This window comes from Micromonospora sp. WMMC415, from assembly GCF_009707425.1.
Taxonomy (GTDB): domain Bacteria; phylum Actinomycetota; class Actinomycetes; order Mycobacteriales; family Micromonosporaceae; genus Micromonospora.
In genome coordinates, this window is the sequence record NZ_CP046104.1 from 4,032,689 (window position 1) to 4,048,518 (window position 15,830).

The window sequence follows — 15,830 nt, forward strand, 5'->3', positions numbered from 1 at the left end:
CGGTGACTCGTCACCGTCGCGGGCGCGAATCGTCACGACTTTGTCGTATTGACGGCGAAGCGTGGGGGGTAGGGCTCTCCGCAGGTCAACGAGACGTGAGGAGTGAGTCGTGACGTACCCCTGGTTCTTCCCCGACGACCTGCCATCGCTGTTCCAGAACACCCCCGCCTCGGAGGACGCCCGGTTGGCCTGCCGGCTGCTCGAGCAGATGCAGCGGGATCCGGTGCTGCGCCACGAGCGCATCTGCATCGAGGTGCAGAACCGGGTGGTCATCCTGGAGGGGGCGGTCAGCTCGGCCGACGTGAGCGCCCACGCCCACACCCTCGCCTGGGGTGCCGCGGACGTCCACGACGTCAGCAACCGGCTGTGCCCACCGGACGGGTGACCGGCGCCGGACGTCCGCCGGCCGCCGGCCGGCGGCGCGGTCAGGGGCGCTCCCAGAAGTCGGGGCCGATCGGCTCCTGGTAGTCGGCGGTGGCGACGAAGAAACCCTCCTCGTCCACCTCGATCGGGAGTTGGGGCAGGCGGCGGTTGGCCGGGCCGAAGACGGGTTCGGCGTTGTTCGTGATGAGGAACTGGGACTGGTGGCAGGGGCAGAGCAGCCGGTTGGTCTGCTGTTCGTAGAGGCTGGCGGGGCAGCCGGCGTGGGTGCAGATCTTCGAGTAGGCGATGTAGTTGCCCCACATCCAGTCGACCTTGCCGGCGTCGCGGTTGTTGAGGCGGGCGGTGATCGCGTCGTCGGCGCGCAGGTGGATGAGCAGCGTCACCGAGTCGGCGTACTGGTTGCTGACGCCGTGCGGGATGCCGGGGAAGACGGTGACCTGGCCGCCGGCGAGCAGGTCGGAGGGGCGCACGGGACGCCCGTCCTCGCGGACCAGGCGGACGCGGGTGATGGCGCCCTGCTCGTCGGCGGGCGCGAAGCCGGTCTGGTACAGCTCCCGGCCGGTGTGCGGGTTGCGGATGAGGCCGCCGACCAGTGGTGCGGCGACGACCGCGCCGACGGGGACGAGCCCGGCGAGCAGCGAGACTCCGAGCAGCGGTCGACGCCGCACGCCGAGTTCGTCGGCCATGTAGAGCATGGTCTGACCGGTGATGCGCTGCTCGTCGGGGGACACGGCGCCCTCGTGCCGGTCCTGGATGGACACCTCCTTGGGCAGTAGCTTCTTGCCCCACACGAGAACGCCGAAGCCGACACCCAGCAGCGCGATGCCCAGGGTCGCCCCGAGCAGCGGCGTGTAGTACTCCTCGATGTCGGCGACCAGCCGGTAGCGCCACGGCCACCAGATGTAGACCGCGAGGAACGCGGTCGCCGCCAGCCCGGCGATCAGGAACAGCGCCGCGACGATCCGTACCAGCCGGCGCTCGGCCTTCGAGCCGGACACGACCTGCGTCTCGTAGTGGACGATCTCGATGTCGTCGCGGCGGGCGCCTTCTCGGACGATGTCGAAGCGCGACAGCGACCGGTCGTTGACGTCGACCGCCCCCCGCTGTTGCTGGGTCACGTGCTCGCTCACGACTTGCCCGCGATCCACAGACTGGCGAAGACCAGCGCGACGATGCCGACCAGGAAGACCGCCAGGCCCTCGGTGGAGGGACCGTACCGCCCGAGGTCGAACCCGCCGGGGTCGGTGTCGGTCTGGATCACCTGCTGGATGTAGGCGATGATGTCCGCCTTCTGGTCCGGGGTCAGCGTGGTGTCGCCGAACACCGGCATGTTCTGCGGCCCGCTGAGCATCGCCGCGTAGATGATCCGGTCGCTCGCCGGGTAGAGGCTCGGCGCGTACTTGCCCGACGACAGGGCCCCGCCACCGCCACCGAACGCGTGGCACTGCGAACAGTTGATCCGGAACAGCTCACCGCCGCGGGCGAGGTTAGCGTCCTTGACCAGAGCGTCCACGTCGTCCGGCACCACCGGGCCGACCCCCAGCGAGTCGATGTACGCGGCCAGCTGGCGCACCTGCTCGTCGGTGTACAGCTCGGGTTTGCGCTGTGCCTGTGCCTCCTGCCGGGCCAGCGGCATCCGGCCGCTGCCCACCTGGAACTCCACCGAAGCCCCACCCACGTTGATCAGGCTCGGTCCCCGTCCCTCCACGCCGCCGGCGGAGCGACCGTGGCAGGTGATGCAGCCGACCTCGAACAGGGCCTCACCCTCCGCCGCGGCGGCACTCAACCGCGGCTCCTCCTGCGCTTGCGCCTGGGGCGCGAACACCGTGTACGCGCCGCCGGCCAGCACCAGCGCCGCGACCATCCGCACGACGGCTCCGAACCGTCGCCCGGCGCGGCCGGCGGGACGGCGCTTCCAGGGGCGGGCGAAACTCCGGCGCCCTCGATCTGCCATGGTTTCCTCGTCTTCCGGGCACGGTCAGTGGCAGCACTAATTTGCGACGATATAGGAGTTTCATCCTGCACGTGGAGGCATTGCTCCGTCCGCCCTACCCGTCATCGGGGGGCCGACAACCACCGCGCCGGCTCCCTTTTCGACCGCCGGTGACCTGTGGTCTGATGATCGCCACCCGGACAGCGGACTGGAGGCGCACTGATGGCAGTCGACCCGACCGGTCGCGACCTGAAGCAGTTCCTGGCAGCCACCCCTGAAGAGCCGGTGGTGATGCTCAACCTCCTGCGCTTCGCCGACGGCGGGCGGGAGTCGTACGAGCGGTACGCCGCGGCGCTGCGGGAGACGTTCCTGCCGCGGTACGGCGGCGAGGTGCTCTACGCCGGAGACGGTGGCCCGGCCCTGGTGGCCGAGGAGGGCCAGGCCTGGGACGCGGTGCTGCTGGTGCGCTACCCGAGCCGTACGGCCTTCAGCCGGATGGTCGCCGATCCGGAGTACCAGGAGGTGACCCGGTGGCGCACGGTGGCCCTGCGGGAGGCGGTCCTGCAGCCGACCTCCGCGTGGGCCACCGGCTGACCGGATCCGGCGCGTGGGGCGGATACCGCCGCACGTGTGGGGTAGCTCCCGGGGATGGTGTTGAAGAACCCCGCCGACCTGCTGCGCCTGCTCCTCGTCGCCGTGCTCGTCTATCCGGCACTGGTGGTCATCCTGCGGGTGTCCGGGAAACGGACACTGTCCAAGCTCAACGCGTTCGACCTCGTCGTCACGGTGGCATTGGGCTCGACGCTGGCGACGATCCTGCTGTCGCGGGACGTCTCGCTGGTCGAGGGGATCCTCGCGCTGGGCCTGCTGGTGGCGTTGCAGTACGCGGTCGCCCTGCTCGCCGTCCGCTGGCCCCCGTCGCAGCGGCTGCTGAAGGCCCGGCCGACCATGCTGCTGCGGGACGGGCGGCCACGGTACGACACCATGCGCCGGGTCCGGGTGGCGGAGAGTGAGATCCGGCAGGCCGCCCGCAGCCAGGGCGCCGGCGACCTCGGTCAACTCGCGGCGGTGGTCCTGGAGACGGACGGCAGCCTCAGCGTCATCACCCGCAGCGGCCTCGGCGACGGCAGCAGTCTCGCCGATGTGCGCGACGAGGGGCGGTAGCGGTCAGAGATGCTGGCAGCGCCACTCGCTGAGCGCCCTCTCGGTCACCCGCTCCTCCTGGCGGACCGAGTCCTTGATCCGCTCGCGGGCGTCCGCTCCGGTGAACCGCTGGACCAGGGCGACGACGCCGGAGAAGACGACGAGCACGCCCAGCGCGATGAGCGGGGTGACCAGGGTCGCCGGCACGACCAGCACAGCCAGTGCCGCCGCGGCGACGAGATTGGAGCGCCGGAACCGGCGGAAGGTGCGCGCGGCGACGAGCGCGTCGGCAAGGAGAAAGAGGCCGACGCCGCCGTACAGGGTGACGGCGCTGGGCCCCGGCAGCGGTTCGACGCCGGGCGCGGCGACCTCCTCGAGCACGAGCTTGAGCCCGAGCGCGGTCATCACGATTCCGACCAGGACCAGCAGGTGCAGGTAGGTGAAGACGTCCCGGGCCAGGGGTATCCGGCTCGGGCCCCGGGTGCCGTGCATCGCATGCTCGACACTGGGCGCGAGGGTGTCGAAGTGCAACCACCACATCGCGGCGAGCAACGCGATGCCGAGGATGGAGCCGGTGATGACCGGCCCGGTCAGGGCGAGCCGGTCGAAGCGGCCCGGTCCCAGCCCCAGCGCGATGACCGCCTCACCGAGGGCGATCAGGATGATCAGGGCGTGCCGCTCCGCCCAGTGTCCCGCCGAGGCGACCCCCCAGCGGGCGTACGGCAGGAACAGGCCGACCGAGTACTCGACCAGCAGGGCGGCGCCCCACAACATCAGGCGTGCGGCGAGGACCGCGTCGGCCGGAACCCACCAGGGCGCGGTGGCGGCCAGCCCGACCAGCAGGGCGGCCAGCACCGCCGGGGCGGTGATGACGACCAGTTGCCGGCGGGAACGGCCCGCCCGGCTGAGCACGTAGAGGAACCCGGCCGACGTGAGGCCGCGTACGGCCAGGTAGGAGACCGCGAACACCACCGGGCCGGGCAGGTCGTCGGGTTGGTCGATGAACGCCTGTGGAATGGTGATCGCCAGGATGAACGCCGCCGCCATGATGCCGAAGCCGAGCGGCGGCAGGAACCCGTGGTCGGCGCGGACGACGTTGCCGAGCGACGCGAACCCGGTCCAGCAGAACCAGAGCAGCGCCAGGACGATCGTGCCGGACAGCACGGAGACGGGGGTCAGTTCCCGGGACACGAGACCGGTCACGTTGAGGAACGCGAAGACGAAGATCAGGTCGTAGAACAGCTCCAACCGGGTGACCCGGCTGCCGGGTGCCACCGGCATGAGCCACCGCGAGCGGCGGAGGGGCGGCGGAACGCTCACCCGGTCAGTTTCCGTCCGCGATGCTGGCCCAGGGGCGGTTTCACCACAGCCGACCGCCTGCGCTGACCGGCTCGGTCAGAAGTCGGCCGGACGGCCTGCCGGTGGCGCAGACCATCCACTACTCCGCGTCGACGCTGGAGAAGCATCCGGACGCGTGACCGTCATGACTGTTCGTCGTCGACGACGTCGGTGCGGTCGTCGTGCGTGACCGTCACCTCCAGATGCTCGTCCGGCTGGGGTGCCTGGGCCACGGTGTGGTGCGGGTCGCCGTCGGGCGAGAACAGCACCCGGTCGGTCTTCGGGCTCTTCTCCCGGCCCTCCTCCGGCTCGGTCACGGCACTCTCCCTCCGGTCCGGTCGCGTCCCTGCCCACGCTATGCCCCGCCCGGGGGCCCGGCGCGGGAATCCGCCGTCTGCGACGCCATCGGGTGTCGCGCGTGCCGTCGGTCGGCCCGCTGCGGGCAGGGCCGGTTGGCACGGATGACGGGCTCGGGAGCGGTGGCCGCCGGAGACGGATCGTCACCGCCACACGGTGACGGTCCCGGCCGCCAGCGCCTTCTTTCCGTCGAACGCGCGGTACGGGTGCGGGGCGAACTCCGCGGCGAGGTCGCCGGACGAGAACAGGATGACGGTTCCCTCGACGGTGACCAGCTGCGGTGGCGTCGCCTCGACGGCCTGCCGGGTCAGCACGAGCAGTGAGCCGTCGCTCAGGTCGACGTCCCGGACGACGATCGCGCCCTCGTCGATGACCCGCTCGACGGCGGCGGTCACGGTGAGCCGGTCGCCGACGGCGGCACGGGCGAGCGTGCTCGGCGGGCTGGTGCTGGAGGGCCGCTGCGGCGGTTCGGGGCCGGGGTCCCGGGAGCAGCCGCCCGACAGCAGGGCGGCGACCAGTCCCGCGGCGATCGCCGCGCGGCGGACGCCGTGCTGCCCGACCATGGTGATCACCTGCCTTCGTCGTGACCGTCGACAGTGCTCCTGTCACCAGGAACGCTCCGAGGTGTGACGGCCGTCGCGCGGCAACGTGACGGTCGTGTGACAACACCGGGCGGGCTCCCGATCGGAGTTTTCGCCGGCCGGGGGCCGGGTAGCGCGATGGTCGACCGGGGCTCCGGCTCCGATGTCGACCGACAGCGACACGGCGCCCGCGAGGGTGCCGGACCGGGAGGGGGCAGGGCGGTGCGTTGTCTGCAACGGCGTTACCGGCTCGACGAGCCGGTCGGCCGGGGAGGCATGGCGACCGTCTGGCGCGGCTACGACCTGCGGTTGCAGCGTACCGTGGCGGTGAAGCTGTTGTCGTCGGCGTTGCTGGGCGACCCGGCGGCCCGGGACCGGATCCGCCATGAGGCGTTGGCCGCCGCCCGTTTCGACCACCCGAACGTCGCCCGGGTCTACGACTACGGCGAGCAGTGGCACCTGACCCGCACCCCCACTCCGTTCCTGGTGATGGAGTTCGTCGACGGGCGGACCCTGGCCGCCCGGCTCCGCGGTGACGGGCCGCTCCCGGCACCGGAGGTGCTGCGGGCCGGTCGGCAGGTGGCGGCGGCCCTCGCCGCCGCCCACGCGCACGGCGTGGTGCACCGCGACGTCAAGCCCGGCAACATCATGCTCACCCGAAGCGGGGTGAAGGTCGTCGACTTCGGAATCGCCGCCGGCGTGGGCGAGGACGTGGCGGACCCGGACGGGCTGGTCTGGGGTACGCCGGCCTACCTGCCGCCGGAGCAGGCGGCCGGCGCGGAGGCGGCACCGGCGGGCGACGTGTTCGCGCTCGGCGTCGTCCTCGCCGAGTGCCTCACCGGTCAGGTGCCGGAGCGGGCCCCCCACGAACCGGCAGCCAGCGTCGCCCTCCCGGGGCTCGCGGCGCCCCACGTGGAGCTGGTCCGCGCGTGCCTGGAGACGGATCCCGGCCGGCGGCCGACAGCGGCGGAGTTGGCGGCGGCGCTCGGGCCGCTCACCGGGACGACCGTGGCGGTGGACCCGACGGCCGGTGGTGCCCGACCCGCGGTGCCCGCCCGGACCGTCCCGGGCCCCACCCGGCGCGCGCGCCCGCGGGTCGCGAGCCGGCCGGCGCGAGGCGTACGCCGTGGCGTTCGCCTCGCGGCTCCCGCCGCGGCGGCCGCCGCGCTCGCCGGGCTGTTGCCGGGACTGGTCACCGCCGAGGACCGATCCGCCGACCCGGCCCCGTCCGGGGCCGGCTGTCGAACCCGCTACCTGGCGCAGCAGGGAGCCGACGGCGGCTTCACGGCACGGATCACCGTGACGGGTATCGGCGGTCCGGGCACGCAGCACCGCACGCTGACCTTCACCCTTCCGGAGGGGCAGCGGCTCCTCGACGTCGTCGGCGCCGCCTGGACCCGGGACGAGCGGCGGGTGACGCTCCGCCTCGCCGAGCCGCCCGTACCGGGAGGGGACCTGACCGCGACGCTGCACGGCCGGGCGGACACCGGTGGACACGAGCCACCCCGCCGGTTCACGGTGGGCGACGTCGTCTGCGACCGCACGGGCACGCACGTCCGGACGTCCGTGCTCCCGTCCGTCGCGGCCGTCCCGGCGGCGGCGCCGACGGAGACGGCCGGCCGGGGCTCCGCCGGCGGGCCACCGGCGGGCGACGCCCGGAGCAGTGGTCGCGGAGCGGGCGGGGCGCCCGTGCCGCCGTCACCGTCGGTGACCACTCCGTCCGGCGCCGCGCCGACGCCGACGCCGCCGTCGGACCCGCCGACCACCGCGCCGCCGACGAGTGGGCCGCCGCCGTCCGATCCGCCGCCGTCGGATCCGCCGGCCACGTCGGTGCCGCCGGTGACGGCGGAGCCGTCGGCCACGTCCGAGCCGCCGGTGACGGCGGAACCGACGCCCACCCCGCGAACCACCACGTCGTCCGAAGCTGCCGAGCCCCCACCGCCCGCGCTGCCACCGACGTCGGTCGAGCCGTCCGTCACCGCTGGGGGCTCCCGGACGTCCGGGAGTGCGGCGTGAGGGAAGGGGTACGACGTTGAGACGACGATCCCGAGAGGAGAAGCCATGACCGGCACCACCATGCCGATGCTGGAGAGTTACCCGAAGTCGATCAACCTGGACCGTAAGAAGCTGGCCGCGGTGATCGACGCCCTCAACGACTGCGCGCAGGCCTGCACCGCCTGCGCCGACGCCTGCCTGAGCGAGGACATGGTCGCCGAACTGGCGAAGTGCGTTCGCACCAACCTGGACTGCGCCGACGTGTGCACCACGACGGCACGGGTCCTGTCCCGGCACACCGGGTACGACGCGAACATCAGCCGCAGCCTGCTGGAGGCGTGCGCGACCGCCTGCCGGGCGTGTGGCGACGAGTGCGCCCGGCACGCGGACCGGCACGAGCACTGCCGGATCTGCGCCGACGCTTGCCGCGCCTGCGAGCAGGCATGCCGGGACCTGCTGGCGACGATGAGCTGATCCGGGCACGACGTCCCGCGCCGCCTCGGGTACCGGACCGGCGCGGGACGTGCCGTACCGTCAGCGCTTGGCCTGCTGCTTGGCCAGCTGCGGGTCGGCGCCCCTGCCGACCCGGCGCAACGCGTCGCGGAGCTGGTCCTCGGTCATCTTCGAGTTGCCCTCGATGCCCGCGTCGTGGGCCTTCTGGCGCAGGTCGTGGAGCCGTTCGCGGTCACCCATGTCACCCTCCCCGTGTCGGCTGCGGCACAAGGACGCGCTCGTGCCGCCCGGACCCTGGCGTTCCCGCCCGTCCCGCCGGCAAACCGTCAGCGCAGCAGACCGTCCGCGCCGGCCGTCGTCATCCGCTGCCGTACCGGCGGGGAGGCATGGACGACCCGCACCATCGTCCCGGTCCGCTCCGCCTCGAGGGCGGCGGCGGTGACGGCGGCGGCGGCGGACGGCTCGACGTCGACCACGCCGGAGAGGTCGAGGTGCACCTCCCGGGGCCGGTCGCGCAGCACCCGGTGCAGCGCGTCGCGGAGGGTGTCGACGTCCGCGCCGCGCATGCCGCCCCGTAGTACCAGGACCACGACGCCGGCGGACAGGATGGTCACGGTGATCGACATCGACGCCACGGGGACCTCCAGGCCGAAGCGGGGCTCGTTGCTCGGGATCAGGGCCGGCCCCCGGACGCCGCGGACCCGGCCCGCCCGCTCAGCTGGGCGACCGCTTCGGCGCGGCTGTCGTACACCGGGAACATCCCGTCGAGGCGTAGCGTCCGCAGGACGGTGCGGAGGAACGGCGACGGCGCGGCGAGGCTCACGGTGGCGCCGCGGGCGGCGGCGTCGCGGTGCGCGCGGACCAGCAGGCCCAGCCCGGTCGAGTCGATCAGGTGCACGTGGGTGAGATCCACGACGACGTGCCCGCCCATGTCGGTCGCGTGGCGCAGGGCGGTGCGCATGGTGTCCTCGCCGTCGACGTCGATGTCGCCCGCGCACGTGATCACGGTCGCGTCCCCACGGTGGTCGATTCCGAGGATCCCGCCGGTCCCCGGCCCGTCCGGCACCGCGTGGCCGGACCTCGCCGCCATGGTGCAGTGGGCGCATCGGTGGGGGCCGTCGGCGAGGGGTGAGCCGCTCCAGCCGTGGTCGGCGACCATGGTCCAGACCACGCCACCGTCCGCCGGGCCGCCTCCCGTTTCGACGACCGTGTCCCCGCAGATGTCGCAGACCAGTGTCGTTCGCTCGTCGCCCCGGACGACCGTCATCGTGCCGGTCCCTCCTTCAGCTGCGGGCTCACCGGGTACGGTGTCGCCGCCTCCGTCGGGCCCGCGACGCTTCCGTTCAGCCCACAACCTGCCGGCCCGGATTCGCGGTCACCCTTCGGCCGCATGACGGTTGTGTGACAAATCCGGTAGCCGTCGGCGGGCACGGTCATCGTGGTTGTTCAGCAGGCGCCCGACCGGGAACCGACAATTCAGAACGCGCGGTGGCGCGGGTGCGGGATCCAGCCGAGGAACCGCTCCCGCAGGGCGGCCGGCGGCGACCGCAGGTCCGCGGTGGCGGCGGTCAGGCAGGCCGCCAGGTAGACACTGAGGTTGGCCGGCTGCGGCCCGTACTCCCGGAGCAGCAACTGGCGGCGGGTCGGGCACGGCCAACTCTGCCCGCAGTCCCGGCATACCCACGCGGGAGTCACCGGATCGTGACGTTCCGACACCGCTCACCTCCGCCGAGCGTCGCCGCCGGGAGGGCGGCCGGGGCTCGCGGTCACGTAACGAGAGCGGACACGGCGGGGTTCCGGCGGTACGACACACGGGCCGGAAGCCCGACCGACTGGGGGACCGTCGGCCGCCTGACGGCGTACGCACCGTGACCGACCGCCGTCGCGGGCGCGTCGATCGGAGCCCCCGGCCACCCGCTGCCTCAGCGGGCGGGGTCGACCGGAGGCACCGGGGGTGGCACCCGGGCAGCACGCCTGGGGCAGGCCGAGACAGATCTGTCGCAGCCGGTCGAGAAGCTCGGGCGGGACATCCCCAGGTCCGGTCACGTCCGCACGTCAACCCGCACCTCCGACACCGCCCCGGCGCGGCGAGCCGACCCGGTCCCGGCGCAGGACGGTCACCAGCACGCCCAGCGCGACCGCCTGGACCGTCGCGGTCACCGCCACGAGCAGCGGCACGGACGTCTCGTACAGCCCGCCGGTCAGCGCGCCACCCACGGCCGCCGCGACGCCGACCACCGCTCCGAAGACGCCGTACGCCGTCGCGCGCCGGCCCGGACCCACCAGATCCGCGACGGTGGCCTTCAACGTCGACTCCTGCACGCCGAGCACGGCGCCCCACACCAGCACGCCGGCCACCGCCGGCCCGACCGTGGGGGAGAAGGCGAGCGCGGGGACGGTGGCGGCCACGATCGGCAGGACGACCAGGATCCGCGCGCCGTACCGGTCGTACGCCCACCCGGTGGCGACGGCGGCGACCGCGTCAACGACCATCGCGGCGGCGTAGAGCACCGGCACCGCCGTCGCGGGCAGCAGGTCCGCCTCCACCAGGTGGAAGGAGAGCACCCCGAACGTGGCGAAGCCGGTCATGGTCAGCCCCGCGAAGGCGGCGTACACCCAGAACCTGCCCGGCAGTCGGCTCGCCTCCCGCGGCGCCGCCCGGTCCCGCCGTCGCGGCCGCTCGGGGGGCCCGCCGCTCTCGTAGCGGGTCGGGTGCGGAACCCGCATCCGCAACCACACCAGGACGATGAGAGTGAGCGCTCCCGGCACCGCGAGCGCGAGCAGCGCCGGCCCGTAGTCGCCGCCGCTCGCCGCCAGCACGGCGGCCACGGCCAGCGGCCCGACCAGCGCTCCCGCCTGGTCCAGTGCCTCGTGCGCCGCGAAACCGCGACCGCGACCGGTCACGGCGGCGGCGTGGGAGAGCAGCGTGTCCTTGGCCGGCTGGCGGATTGCCTTGCCCACCCGTTCCGCGACGACCAGCGTCCCGGCCACCCAGACCACCGAGGCGACGCCCAGCAGCGGGACGCTCACGACGGTGAGCCCGTACCCGGCGAGGGCCCACGCCCAGAAACGGCCGGTACGGTCCGCCAGCGGCCCGGACACCAACCGCAGCACCAGCGCGGACGCCTCGCCCACGCCGGTGATGACGCCCACCGTCAGTGCGCTCGCCCCCAGGCCGGCCAGGAGCGGGCCGGTGATCGACCGCGCGCCCTCGTAAACGATGTCGGCGAGCATCGCCACGACACCGAACCAGAGCACGAACCGCCACGCCGACAGGGGCGGACGGGCGGGATCGCTGTCGGAAGGGCCGGCCGATCGCGGCATGACCTCAGTCTGCCGCCCGGCCTGCCCGTTGACCGTCAGTCGGGCAGCAGCGGCATCTCCACGCCGGGGTCCCGGCCGAGCAGGGTCGCCCGGGTCAGCGCGGCCGAGCCGAAGCGGCTGCGCACCGCGTCCACGGCGGCGTCCAGGTCGGCTCCCGGGTCGCGGTCGAACGGCAACGGCGGCTGGACCGGGGCGTCGTCCAGGTTGCCGACCGAGACGCCGATCAGCGTAACGCCTCGCCGCTCGATCTCCGGCAGCGCCGCCCGCAGCAGCGACCGCGCGGTGGCCAGCAGCGGCGCCGTGTCCGCCGTCGCCTTGCCGATCGTGTGCGAGCGGGTCGCCCGCGTGTAGTCGGCGAAGCGCAGCCGCAGCATCATGGTCCGCCCCGAGCGGGCGGCCGCCCGCATCCGGCGGGTCACCCGGTCCACCAGGCCGGAAAGGATCGCGTCCAGGTCGGCAGGGGAGTGCGGGCCGCGGCCGAGGGCGTGCTGCGCGCCCATCGACGACCGCCGGCGCCCCACCTGCACCGGCCGCGGGTCGCGGTTGTGCGCCAGCGCGTGCAGGTGCCGGCCGGCTCCCGCGCCGAGCAGCGTCACCAGCGTCGCCTCCCCGAGCCGGGCCACCTGACCGACGGTGCGGACGCCCCGCTCGCGCAGCTTCGCCGCCGTCACCGGGCCCACGCCCCACAGCCGCTCGACCGGCAACGGGTGCAGGAACGCCAGTTCCTGCCCGGGTGGAACGACAAGAAGCCCGTCGGGCTTGGCGACGCCGCTGGCCACCTTGGCGAGGAATTTCGTCCGGGCGACGCCGACCGTGATCGGCAGGCCGACCTGCTCGCGGACCTCCCGGCGCAGCCGGACGGCGATGTCGGCCGGTGGACCCGCCAGCCGGCGCAGGCCGCCCACCTCGAGGAACGCCTCGTCGACCGAGAGCCCCTCCACCAGCGGCGTGGTGTGCCGGAAGATCTCGAACACCGCGCGGCTGGCCGCCGTGTACGCCGCCATCCGGGGCGGCACCACGACCGCGTCGGGGCAGAGCCGGCGGGCCTGCCGGCCGTTCATCGCGCTGCGGACACCCCGCGCCTTGGCCTCGTAGCTGCAGGCGAGCACCACGCCGCCGCCGACGATGACCGGCCGGCCGCGCAGGCGTGGGTCGTCCCGCTGCTCCACCGACGCGTAGAACGCGTCCAGATCGGCGTGCAGGACGGTGGCCTCGGTCGACACGCACCCATGTTCGCACGCATGTGCTAATTCGTGCAGCGACCTGCCGGTACGCCGCCGCTCACCGCTCCGGTCGTTCCAGCAGGCCCTTGAGCCGTGCCAGGTCCTTGCGGTTCGCCCGGCGCATCGCCCCGGCCAGCACCGGGGCGGCGATCGAGGCGAAACCGCTCGGCTCGCCCCGGTTGCGCAGCGTCATGCGGGTGCGGCCGCCGTCCAGCGCTTCCCAGCGGTAGGTGGTCTCCATCGGGAAGGGGCCCTCCGCCGTGCGCATCACCAACCGGTCGTCGGGCACCAGGTCGACGATCTCGTACGTGTAGGCCAGCCGACGGCCGAGGAACTGCGCCACGAACGCCACCCGCGAGCCGACCCGCGGCGGCGGGGGCGTCAGCCACTCCACCGACCCGATGTTCACGTACCAGGCCGGAGCGTTCGCCGGGTCGCCGGCGAACGCCGCCACCCGGGCGACCGGACGGTCGATGACGACCTCCGACACCACGTCCACCGCCACGGCGACCTCCCGACAGCCAGCACCCGGAACCTCCAGACGCCCGTCCAGTCTCCCAGCTGGGGCGGGACCGGTCGGGCGGGTGCCGGTCGGATCGGCGGGGGCGGGTCAGCCGAAGGTGCCGCGCAACCACGTCTCGTAGGCGGACGTCCGGATGCCCCAGACCAGCGTGGTGATCACCGCGAGCAGGACGAGCAGGGCGACCACCCTGGCCGTCCCGGTCCGGCGGTGCCCCGCCGGCGCGTCGCTACCCGTCGTGGCCGGTGCCGTCGGCGGGTCGCCGCCGGTCGTCGCCGGTGGCGTCGGGCCACCGGGTGCCCGGCGGCGAGCACCGGCCACGGCCGCCGCCAGCACCAGCGGCACCGCCACGAGGAGCCCCTGCACGAGGATCCAGAGCGCCGTCCGGGACATGGCGTCGAGATCCACCGCCTCCCGGCACAGCCCTACGCCGGTCAGGCAGCGCACGGGGCCCGCCACCCACCAGATCGCGGCGGTGGCGGCCGCCGTGGCCACCGTCGCGGCGAGCAGCGCGCGGGCCGGTCGCAGCGGACCCCGGCCGGCCACCACCACCGCCATCGCGATCGCCACCACCAGGGAGCCGACCGCGATCGTGGAGTTGTCCACGACCGCGCCGAACGAGATCTCGTCGGGCTCCGGGACAGCCTGGCGCACGCCGACCGGAACGACCACTCCGGCGGCCACCGGCAGCACCGCGCCCACGACCGCCACGACCGCGCCGCCGCCGAGCCCGACCAGCCCGGACCGCCACAGAATCGTCCCCCGGCCGGCGCGTCCTGCCAGCGTCGCCGGAACCAGCCATAGCGCGGTCAGGGCCAGCAGGGTGAGCGGGTTGTACACGAACCGGTACGCCGGACCGAGATCGGCGGTGCTCAGCCGCCCGACCGTCGCGTACCAGCCGGCACCGTCGGCCGGTGGCGGTCCCCAGTCGATCGCGAACCCGAAGCGCACCGTGCTGAACGGCAGCCAGACGGCGAGTGCCGCCGCACCGGCCAACCCGGCAGCGGCCAGCGTCGCCGCCAACGCCCAGCGTGCCGGCCGGCCGGGGCCGACCGAGGCAGCCCTCGGATTCGCTCCGGCCACGCTGGCGTCGCTCGCGGCCGCCTCGACGGAGGGATCGGCCAGGTGGGCCGTCGCGTGGAGCCACGTTGCGCGGGAGGTCGAGTCGGCCCACGCGGCCAGCACCACCGCCGCGACCGTCAGCAACAGTCCTGCGACGAGCGTGGAAGCCAGGCCGGAACCGCCGATCGATCCCGGCGTCCCGGTCACTGCGACCACCGACACCTGTGTGCCCGCCATGAAGGACCCGGCCAGGACCGTCCCGCTGGTGAACCAGAAGGGGACCCGACGTGACTGCCCGGTTCCCACGGTCGTCCCTCGTGCCGCTCGCCAGACCGTCAGGGCGAGCAGGGCTGCCAGCACCGAACCGACCACCAGGGCGAGCAGGGCGGTGCCGAGCACCGGATCGAGCCCCAGCGCGCCGCCCGCCACGGCAACCAGGTTCGCGGTCAGCACTCCCGAGGGGAGACCGGCGGCGACCAGGTCCCAGTGTGTGGACGTCAGCGTCGTCGCCGGACCACGGATGGCGCGAAGCCGGTCGTGGGGCCGCGGGTGGGTGCCCCACCGGGCGAGCCACCGTCGCGGCGCCGGTTGGCGTTGGAGGATGGCGGACAGCGCGGCGCCCGTTCCGCCGACGGAGGCGGCCACCGCGTCGGCGTACGTCTCACGTGCCCGCAACACGGAGTTGCGCAGCAGGTAGACCAGGCAGGTGAGGGCGAGCATCGCGCCGAGCAGGCGCGCGTTGCCCGCCAGCGCGTCCACCGGGCTGCGCCACGTCCACCCACGGGACGTGGTGAACAGAAGCAGCACGAGCAGCGGCGGCAGCACCGCCACGAACAGGAACGCCCGCCAGATCGAGATGGTCAGGTACGTCAGGTCCACGTCCCGGTTACGCAGGTGCGCAAGCTCGTGTGCCACAACGGCACGGAACGCCGGCCGATCGGTGGCCCGTAGCACCAGCAGTCCAGCGCCGAGGTGGATCCGCCGCCGGCCCGGTAGACCGAACGCCTGGCCGCTCGGCGCGCCCCGGTGCGGCACGAGGCGCCACTCGGGCGCCCGGGCCAGCCCCAGGTCCCGGCTCAACCGCGCCAGGTCGTGCGCCAGTCCCGGAACCAGGTCCGGCGTGAGCCGCGTCGAGCGGTCCCGCCGCACGATCCACCAGGGATGGGCGAGGTAGAGGGTGAGGGCCACCACCGTCAGCAGCCCGAGCCCGGCGGCGACCGCCGTGAGCGGTGCGGCGTACGCCGGCCGCAGGCAGGACCGGAAGTCCGCGGTCAGCGCCTCGCGTTGCCCGGGCGCGTCCAGCGTGCCTTCGGCGGCGAGTCGGGCGGCGTCGGCGTCCAACGTGGCCGCGCACTCGGCCAGACGGGCCTGGACGGCCTCCATGCGGATCGAGGGGGAGAGGGCGACGCTGAAGAAGACGACCACGCTGGTGGCGAGGACCGCGCCCACCAGCAGGGCGAAGTACACGGCCGCCGCGCCGGGGGCCACACGGTGACCGGTCGTGGGCGCCACGGCGG

General features: G+C 73.9%; 18 protein-coding genes. 5 read left to right on the forward strand and 13 right to left on the reverse strand.

Annotated features, from left to right (window positions below):
- Positions 1-109: 109 nt before the first annotated feature.
- Complete coding sequence (locus GKC29_RS18880) at positions 110-385, forward strand: BON domain-containing protein (protein ID WP_155332078.1); 276 nt, start codon at positions 110-112, stop codon at positions 383-385.
- 40 nt (positions 386-425) lie between these two features.
- Here GKC29_RS18880 and GKC29_RS18885 read toward each other — a convergent pair whose 3' ends face one another.
- Together GKC29_RS18885 and GKC29_RS18890 are read right to left on the reverse strand one after the other, a co-directional pair.
- Positions 426-1,514 carry a ubiquinol-cytochrome c reductase iron-sulfur subunit gene (locus GKC29_RS18885; protein ID WP_155332079.1) on the reverse strand — a complete coding sequence of 363 codons (1,089 nt, stop codon included), beginning with the start codon at positions 1,512-1,514 and terminating at the stop codon, positions 426-428.
- Positions 1,511-2,338, reverse strand: coding sequence for a c-type cytochrome (locus GKC29_RS18890; RefSeq protein ID WP_155332080.1), 828 nt, complete (start codon positions 2,336-2,338; stop codon positions 1,511-1,513). The genes GKC29_RS18885 and GKC29_RS18890 overlap by 4 nt, the downstream gene beginning before the upstream one ends.
- A gap of 201 nt (positions 2,339-2,539) precedes the next feature.
- Between GKC29_RS18890 and GKC29_RS18895 the strand changes: the two genes are divergently transcribed.
- Together GKC29_RS18895 and GKC29_RS18900 are read left to right on the forward strand one after the other, a co-directional pair.
- A complete protein-coding gene (locus GKC29_RS18895) occupies positions 2,540-2,911 on the forward strand; it encodes a DUF1330 domain-containing protein (RefSeq protein WP_155332081.1) in 372 nt (123 codons plus the stop codon).
- A gap of 54 nt (positions 2,912-2,965) precedes the next feature.
- Positions 2,966-3,481: a DUF421 domain-containing protein gene (locus GKC29_RS18900; protein ID WP_155332082.1), complete on the forward strand. Its 516-nt coding sequence runs from the start codon at positions 2,966-2,968 to the stop codon at positions 3,479-3,481.
- A 3-nt stretch (positions 3,482-3,484) separates the two neighbouring features.
- Here GKC29_RS18900 and GKC29_RS18905 read toward each other — a convergent pair whose 3' ends face one another.
- From GKC29_RS18905 to GKC29_RS18910, 3 genes are all read right to left on the reverse strand, one after another.
- The gene (locus tag GKC29_RS18905; protein WP_155332083.1) at positions 3,485-4,780 is read right to left on the reverse strand and encodes a low temperature requirement protein A; all 1,296 of its coding nucleotides are present in this window, start codon (positions 4,778-4,780) and stop codon (positions 3,485-3,487) included.
- 161 nt (positions 4,781-4,941) lie between these two features.
- The gene (locus tag GKC29_RS29615) at positions 4,942-5,115 is read right to left on the reverse strand and encodes a hypothetical protein (RefSeq protein ID WP_196255657.1); all 174 of its coding nucleotides are present in this window, start codon (positions 5,113-5,115) and stop codon (positions 4,942-4,944) included.
- 183 nt (positions 5,116-5,298) lie between these two features.
- On the reverse strand, positions 5,299-5,718 hold the full coding sequence (locus GKC29_RS18910) for a hypothetical protein (RefSeq protein WP_155332084.1): 420 nt from the start codon (positions 5,716-5,718) through the stop codon (positions 5,299-5,301).
- 240 nt (positions 5,719-5,958) lie between these two features.
- Between GKC29_RS18910 and GKC29_RS18915 the strand changes: the two genes are divergently transcribed.
- Positions 5,959-7,752 carry a serine/threonine-protein kinase gene (locus GKC29_RS18915; protein ID WP_196255658.1) on the forward strand — a complete coding sequence of 598 codons (1,794 nt, stop codon included), beginning with the start codon at positions 5,959-5,961 and terminating at the stop codon, positions 7,750-7,752.
- A 45-nt stretch (positions 7,753-7,797) separates the two neighbouring features.
- Positions 7,798-8,205 (forward strand): four-helix bundle copper-binding protein, encoded by a 408-nt coding sequence (locus GKC29_RS18920; RefSeq protein ID WP_155332086.1) that lies wholly within the window; start codon positions 7,798-7,800, stop codon positions 8,203-8,205.
- Between the two features lie 60 nt (positions 8,206-8,265).
- Here the strand turns inward: GKC29_RS18920 and GKC29_RS18925 are convergent, their stop codons facing one another.
- From GKC29_RS18925 to GKC29_RS18965, 8 genes are all read right to left on the reverse strand, one after another.
- On the reverse strand, positions 8,266-8,424 hold the full coding sequence (locus GKC29_RS18925) for a hypothetical protein (protein ID WP_155332087.1): 159 nt from the start codon (positions 8,422-8,424) through the stop codon (positions 8,266-8,268).
- Between the two features lie 86 nt (positions 8,425-8,510).
- Positions 8,511-8,810, reverse strand: coding sequence for an STAS domain-containing protein (locus GKC29_RS18930; RefSeq protein ID WP_155332088.1), 300 nt, complete (start codon positions 8,808-8,810; stop codon positions 8,511-8,513).
- A 47-nt stretch (positions 8,811-8,857) separates the two neighbouring features.
- Entirely contained in the window at positions 8,858-9,451 is a 594-nt protein-coding gene (locus GKC29_RS18935) for an STAS domain-containing protein (RefSeq protein WP_155332089.1), read from the reverse strand.
- A 209-nt stretch (positions 9,452-9,660) separates the two neighbouring features.
- Positions 9,661-9,900, reverse strand: a complete 240-nt coding sequence (locus GKC29_RS18940; protein WP_155332090.1) for a hypothetical protein — start codon at positions 9,898-9,900, stop codon at positions 9,661-9,663.
- Between the two features lie 339 nt (positions 9,901-10,239).
- Positions 10,240-11,508: an MFS transporter gene (locus GKC29_RS18950; protein ID WP_155332091.1), complete on the reverse strand. Its 1,269-nt coding sequence runs from the start codon at positions 11,506-11,508 to the stop codon at positions 10,240-10,242.
- A 35-nt stretch (positions 11,509-11,543) separates the two neighbouring features.
- Positions 11,544-12,731 carry a DNA polymerase IV gene (gene dinB, locus GKC29_RS18955; RefSeq protein WP_155332092.1) on the reverse strand — a complete coding sequence of 396 codons (1,188 nt, stop codon included), beginning with the start codon at positions 12,729-12,731 and terminating at the stop codon, positions 11,544-11,546.
- A 58-nt stretch (positions 12,732-12,789) separates the two neighbouring features.
- Positions 12,790-13,236: an SRPBCC family protein gene (locus GKC29_RS18960; RefSeq protein WP_155332093.1), complete on the reverse strand. Its 447-nt coding sequence runs from the start codon at positions 13,234-13,236 to the stop codon at positions 12,790-12,792.
- Positions 13,237-13,341: 105 nt separating this feature from the next.
- Positions 13,342-15,825 carry a M48 family metalloprotease gene (locus GKC29_RS18965; RefSeq protein WP_155332094.1) on the reverse strand — a complete coding sequence of 828 codons (2,484 nt, stop codon included), beginning with the start codon at positions 15,823-15,825 and terminating at the stop codon, positions 13,342-13,344.
- Between the last annotated feature and the right edge of the window lie 5 nt (positions 15,826-15,830).

Coding starts and splice junctions, on each gene's coding strand:
- GKC29_RS18900 (WP_155332082.1), top strand. CDS start 2,966: ATGGTGTTGAAGAACCCCGCCGACCTGCTGCGCCTGCTCCTCGTCGCC.
- GKC29_RS18935 (WP_155332089.1), bottom strand. CDS start 9,451: ATGACGGTCGTCCGGGGCGACGAGCGAACGACACTGGTCTGCGACATC.
- GKC29_RS18890 (WP_155332080.1), bottom strand. CDS start 2,338: ATGGCAGATCGAGGGCGCCGGAGTTTCGCCCGCCCCTGGAAGCGCCGT.
- GKC29_RS18910 (WP_155332084.1), bottom strand. CDS start 5,718: ATGGTCGGGCAGCACGGCGTCCGCCGCGCGGCGATCGCCGCGGGACTG.
- GKC29_RS18920 (WP_155332086.1), top strand. CDS start 7,798: ATGACCGGCACCACCATGCCGATGCTGGAGAGTTACCCGAAGTCGATC.
- GKC29_RS18950 (WP_155332091.1), bottom strand. CDS start 11,508: ATGCCGCGATCGGCCGGCCCTTCCGACAGCGATCCCGCCCGTCCGCCC.
- GKC29_RS18930 (WP_155332088.1), bottom strand. CDS start 8,810: ATGTCGATCACCGTGACCATCCTGTCCGCCGGCGTCGTGGTCCTGGTA.
- GKC29_RS18925 (WP_155332087.1), bottom strand. CDS start 8,424: ATGGGTGACCGCGAACGGCTCCACGACCTGCGCCAGAAGGCCCACGAC.
- GKC29_RS18895 (WP_155332081.1), top strand. CDS start 2,540: ATGGCAGTCGACCCGACCGGTCGCGACCTGAAGCAGTTCCTGGCAGCC.